Here is a 5,121-nt window from a genome sequence, read left to right as displayed (position 1 = left end):
TTTGTTTTTCCGCTCCCGGCGGGGTGGGCCGGTCCCCGGGGGCCGCCGTCACCTACACCGCCGCCGCGGGGGGCGGCGACACCGCGCCCACCGGCGCCGGGGTACTGCTGCTCGTCAAGAACGGCGACGCCGGATCGCACACGGTGACCCTGGTGACGCCGGGCACCGTGAACGGCCTCGCCATCGCCGACCGGGCGATCGCCGTGGCGGCGGGCGCCGAGGTCGGCATCCCCGTCACGAACGACTACCGCAACCCGGCCACCGGCCGCGCGAACATCACGTACGACGCCGTGACCTCCATGACCGTGGCCGTCATCCGGGTGCCGGTCTGATGGCCCGCGTGACGATGACCCACCCCGATCTGCCGGACCAGCCGATCGAGGTCGACGAGGCGGCCGTGCCGCACCACCAGGCGGCGGGCTGGCAGATCGCCGAGAACCCCCCGACCAAGAAGACGCCGACGGCGAGGCGCCGCCGGAAGACGGGAGATGAGAGCTGATGGCGACTCCGATCAACGCGAGCATCCGCTACTACAGGCGCGGGACCACGAAGGTGCTGTGGCTGCCGAGTGTGGCGAACAAGCAATCGCCGACCCGCTCGGAGATCACCGCCGGGACCGCGCTGGAGGGCGAGACCGGGGCGATGGCGGGCTGGCAGACGACGTCCGCCACCGTTCCTACCGCCGCCCTCGGCAGCCGCTTCACGCCGACCGTGCCAGGCGAGATCACTGCCTCCGAGTCCAGCCTCACGTTCTGGGCGAGCAGGGACGGCGACGACATCCGCACCCTGCTGACCCGCGAGGCGACCGGGTTCATCGCGTGGATGGACGAGGGCGACGTCCCGGGCCAGACGATGGACGTGTACCCGGTGCAGGTCACCTCGCAGGCCAAAATCCGCGAGTTGGACCAGGCCGCCCAGATCATGGCGCAGTTCGCGATCACCAGCGAGCCCGCCGAGAACGTCGACATCCCGGCCTGACATGCCGAGCAGCGTTCAGATCCTGGGTACCGGGCAGCTCATCACGCTGTCGCGGCGGCTGCGCGCAGCCGGCGGGCCCCGGCTCCGGCAGAACATGGCCCGCCGCATCAGGCGGGCAGCCGAGCCGCTCAAGGGGGACCTTCAGAGGGCGATCCGCACCCAGCCGCTGGTGTCGGAAGGACGCAAGCGCAACCGGCGGGGTGTCATTCCCCGCGGCGGTCCCTCCCCTACCAGGCGGCCCCTGCGCGCCACGCTGGCGGGCGGCGTACGGATCAGCGTCCGGCAGGGCGCTAGCCCCGGCGCCCGCGTGTGGATGGACCGTGCGGCCCTGCCTCCGGACATCCGGAACATGCCCTGGGTGATCAACACCGGCCGCGTGCGTCACCCCGTGTTCGGCAACCGCTCCCGCTGGGCGACGCAGTGGGCGCGGCCGGCCGGCTGGTGGACCCGCACCGTGCAGGCCGGAACGCCGCGCATGCAGGCCGAGGTCGAACGAATCCTGGCCGACGTGCGCCGGGACCTGGAGTAGGAAGAGGAATCCACCCGTGATCATCACGTACAGCCAAGCCGACGGCACCGTGGAGGAGCTGTCGACCGACGACCTCACCGCCCGCGAAGCAGCGGACATCGAGGCCGCGATGGGGGGCGCGCAGTGGCAGCGCATCGAGGCCCTGCTCCAACTCCAGGACCCCACCGCGCTGCGGGCCACCGTCTGGATCTTCCGCCGCCGAGCCCAGCCCGACCTCGCCTTCGCCGACTTCGACGTGCCGGGCTGGCGGCGCCGGCTCCGCGCACGGATCACCCGGGCGGAGATCGAGGACGCCCTGACCAACCTGATGCGCCAGGCACTCAGCACCCGGGCCGAGGACACCCAGATCGACCGGGTCACCCCGCACCTGCGGACGCTCGCCCAGGACCCGGCCGACGTGGACGCCGCGCTGGACGGGCTGGGAAAAGGCCACCTGGTGCACCGCCGCCAGGACTCCGCGGACTGATCCACCAGTACGAGCCGCTGCTGATGCACTACCTGCACATGCAGCCCTCCGAGATCGACCGGCTGACGGTCGACCGCTTCCTGCGCCTGGTGGCGTGGCTGGACCGGCACGCGGGAGCACAGGGGAGGTGAGCCATGGCCGAGCGCCTCACCTTCACCCTCACCGGACGCGACGAACTGTCCCGCGTCCTGAACGGAACCGCCTCCAGCGCGGACCGGCTCCGGCTCCAGCTGGCCGGGATCACCGCCGACGCCGACGGCAAGCTGCGCGACCTGGAGGGCAACCTCCTGACCACCGACGAGGCCGCCCGCCGCCTCGACGCGACCCTCGGCGGCACCCGCACCAGCTTCAACACCCTCGGCGAGGCGGGCGACAAACTCGGCGAATCCCTCCGCGCGAACCTGATCAGCCTCCTTCCCGCCGCGATCCCGATGGCCGCGAGCCTGGCCTCCAGCGCGGCAGTCCTGGCGGGGCAGCTCGGCGCGGTCGCGGTCGCGGCCGGCGCCTACGCTCTCGCGCTCGGGCCGCAGATCGGGGCGATCAGCGAGGCCCTGGAGGCGCAGGAGAAGTACGAGGCAGCGGTCGAGGCGGGTGGCGCCGGATCGGCCGCAGCAGTCAAGGCGCAGGCGGAGTACCAGCAGCAGCTCGCGAAGCTCCCGCCCGCCACCCGCGAGGCGGCGGTCGCCGTTGGTCTGCTGAAGGACAGCTACAAGGAGTGGTCCGACTCGTTGTCGGGCGACGTGATGGGTCCGTTCACCAAGGGCGTCGCCGTCGCCAACGCGCTCTTGCCGGAGACCACGGGCCTGGTCAAGGGCTCGGCAACGCAGTTCGACCGGCTGATCACCATCGTGGCTGGCGGCATCAGCACGCCCGGATTCGACGCGCTCAACGGCCGCTTCACCACCTTCGCCAACGAGACCCTCGACAACAGCATCGACAAGCTGACCATCTTCCTCGCGAAGCTCAACGCCGGCGAGTACGACAACGGCCCGGTGTCCGAGTTCTTCGACTACTCGCGCGAAGTCGGCCCCGAGGTGTGGAGCACGCTGGAGAACGTCGCCGAGGCCGTGCTGAATCTCGTGGAGGCCGGGGCGGACGTCGGTGTCGGCCTGCTGGACGTCGTCAACTTCCTGACCGGCATCGTGTCTGCGGTGCCCCCGGAGGCTCTGGCGACGATCCTGCAACTGGCGATCGCGATCAAGGCAGTGCAGCTCGCTGGCGTGGGCCTGGACGCCGCCCGTGCCGCGATGGCAGCGCTCGGCGTGCAATTCGGCATCATGTCCACCGCCGCCGCCGGGTCGACCGGTGTCATCGCCGGGACCACCGCAGCGGTCGGCGCGCTGTCCCGCACCGCGAAGATCGCGATGGCCGGTACCGGGATCGGGCTGCTCCTTATCGGGCTCGACATGCTGGCGTCGGGCAGCCAGGAGTCGAAGCCAGACGTCGACAAACTCGCCATCTCCCTGACCGAACTGGGCAACTCCGGTGAACTCGGCGGGGAAGCGGTGCGCGCCTTCGGCGACGACCTGTCGGGGCTGGCAGACGCCTTCCAGAAGGTCGCCGATCCGCAGGGCATCGACCAGGTGCAGCAGGCCATCATCAGCTTCTTCGGCACCGACAGCACGCCGGTGAAGGCGGCCAAGGAGAACGTCGACGCCCTCGATAAGGCGCTCGCCTCCATGGTCTCGAACGGTCAGGCAGACCTCGCTGCGGAGGCCATGGAGAGGGTCAGCGCCAAACTCCAGGACCAGGGCCTGTCTGCGGACGTGGTGGAGGACCAGCTCAACGACTACAAGGACGCCTTGGCCGGGCAAGCCTTGGAGCAGGAGCTGGCTGCGCAGAGCATGGGGATCTTCGGCGAACAGGCGCAGGAGGTACAGGCCCAGCTCGACGCGCAGAAGCAGTCCGCGGACGGCCTGCGGCAGAGCATCATCGCGCTGAACGACGTCAACCGGTCGGCGTACGACGCGCAGACCCGGTTCGAGGCAGGGCTCGACTCCCTCACCGAGAGTTTCCAGGAGCACGGCGCCACCCTCGAAAGAGACACCGAGGCGGGCCGGGCGAACGCCGATGCCATGTCACAGGCTGCCGCCGCGAACGACGAGATGCTCGCCTCCGGACTCGCAGCCGGGGAGTCGCTCGCGTCGATGACGGAGCGGTCCGAGACGCTGCGCGCGACGATGCTGGAGCTGGCCGAAGCGACAGGTATGTCCGACACCGAGGCGCAGGAGTACGTCAACACGCTGCTCGGCACACCGGAGTCCATCCGGACGGACATCATTCTGGAGCGTGAGGACGCGATCAGCGGCCTGTACGCGGTACAGACGGCGATCGACGAGACACCCGGCTCCCACACGGTCACCGTGGACACGCTCAACGCGGCGGCGATCAACGCCCTGGAAGCGGTCGGACTGAAGACCCGCCAGCTCCCGGACGGCCGGACCGAGGTCTACACGGCGAACGGGTCGGCGATCGACAACATCGACGCCGTCTCCCAGGCCCTCAACAACATCAACGGCAAGACCGCCGTCACCTACGTGACCACGTTGCAGAGCGGGCCCTTCCAGGGCAAGGAAATGCCCGCCATGGCGGCGGGTGGCCTCTACACCGGGACCGGGGCCCGGCGCGGCTACAGCAGCGGCGGCCGGGTCCGGGGACCGGGTACCCCGACGTCGGATGAAGTGCTCGCGCCGTGGCTGTCCGTGGACGAGTACGTGATCCGGGCCACCTCGGTCGACAAGTACGGCGTCGACCTCTTCGACGCACTGAACGCCGGGACCCTCCCGGTCCCGGTCGGACGGGCCGCCGTCTCACCCGGCCTGCCTGCCGCGACGGCGGCGCCCGCCGTGCGGCAGGCGGATACCCGTCCGCCGGTGACGTACAACGTCTACCCCCGCGCCAGCGTGATCAGTGCGGAGGACCTGCGGCTGCTCCAGCGGCAGGAGGAAGCGCGCCAGCGTGTGGGGAGGCCACGGTAGATGCCCCTGATCACAGCGCCGGTCATCGTCCCGGAGGAGCCGGGCACACCGCCGGTCGAGATCCCCGAGGTCGGATACGCGACGGTGACGTACATCGACCCGGCTGGCGGGCGGTGGCCGATGACGGACCTGTCCCCCGGATCCCAGTGGTACACCCTCGCCGACGGCGT

The 5,121-nt window shown here is 70.6% G+C and carries 6 protein-coding genes; all 6 read left to right on the top strand.

Annotation, left to right across the window (positions count from 1 at the left end):
* On the top strand, positions 1-332 hold a 332-nt coding region (locus ACFXAZ_RS36665), incomplete at its 5' end, for a hypothetical protein (RefSeq protein WP_384600469.1).
* Positions 333-340: 8 nt separating this feature from the next.
* Positions 341-499, top strand: a complete 159-nt coding sequence (locus tag ACFXAZ_RS36660; RefSeq protein ID WP_384600466.1) for a hypothetical protein — start codon at positions 341-343, stop codon at positions 497-499.
* Positions 499-978, top strand: coding sequence for a hypothetical protein (locus ACFXAZ_RS36655; RefSeq protein WP_384600463.1), 480 nt, complete (start codon positions 499-501; stop codon positions 976-978). The genes ACFXAZ_RS36660 and ACFXAZ_RS36655 overlap by 1 nt, the downstream gene beginning before the upstream one ends.
* A gap of 1 nt (position 979) precedes the next feature.
* Positions 980-1,507, top strand: a complete 528-nt coding sequence (locus ACFXAZ_RS36650; RefSeq protein WP_384600460.1) for a hypothetical protein — start codon at positions 980-982, stop codon at positions 1,505-1,507.
* A gap of 16 nt (positions 1,508-1,523) precedes the next feature.
* A complete protein-coding gene (locus ACFXAZ_RS36645) occupies positions 1,524-1,973 on the top strand; it encodes a hypothetical protein (protein ID WP_384600458.1) in 450 nt (149 codons plus the stop codon).
* A 134-nt stretch (positions 1,974-2,107) separates the two neighbouring features.
* The gene (locus tag ACFXAZ_RS36640; RefSeq protein WP_384600455.1) at positions 2,108-4,951 is read left to right on the top strand and encodes a PspA/IM30 family protein; all 2,844 of its coding nucleotides are present in this window, start codon (positions 2,108-2,110) and stop codon (positions 4,949-4,951) included.
* The last annotated feature ends 170 nt before the right edge of the window (positions 4,952-5,121 follow it).

Source organism: Streptomyces sp. NPDC059477, assembly GCF_042749375.1.
Taxonomy (GTDB): domain Bacteria; phylum Actinomycetota; class Actinomycetes; order Streptomycetales; family Streptomycetaceae; genus Streptomyces.
This window is presented reverse-complemented; position numbering and strand designations above follow the sequence as displayed.

Excerpts from the sequence above, each read along its gene's own strand:
- ACFXAZ_RS36640 (WP_384600455.1), top strand. The coding sequence starts at position 2,108 with ATGGCCGAGCGCCTCACCTTCACCCTCACCGGACGCGACGAACTGTCC.
- ACFXAZ_RS36655 (WP_384600463.1), top strand. The coding sequence starts at position 499 with ATGGCGACTCCGATCAACGCGAGCATCCGCTACTACAGGCGCGGGACC.
- ACFXAZ_RS36650 (WP_384600460.1), top strand. The coding sequence starts at position 980 with ATGCCGAGCAGCGTTCAGATCCTGGGTACCGGGCAGCTCATCACGCTG.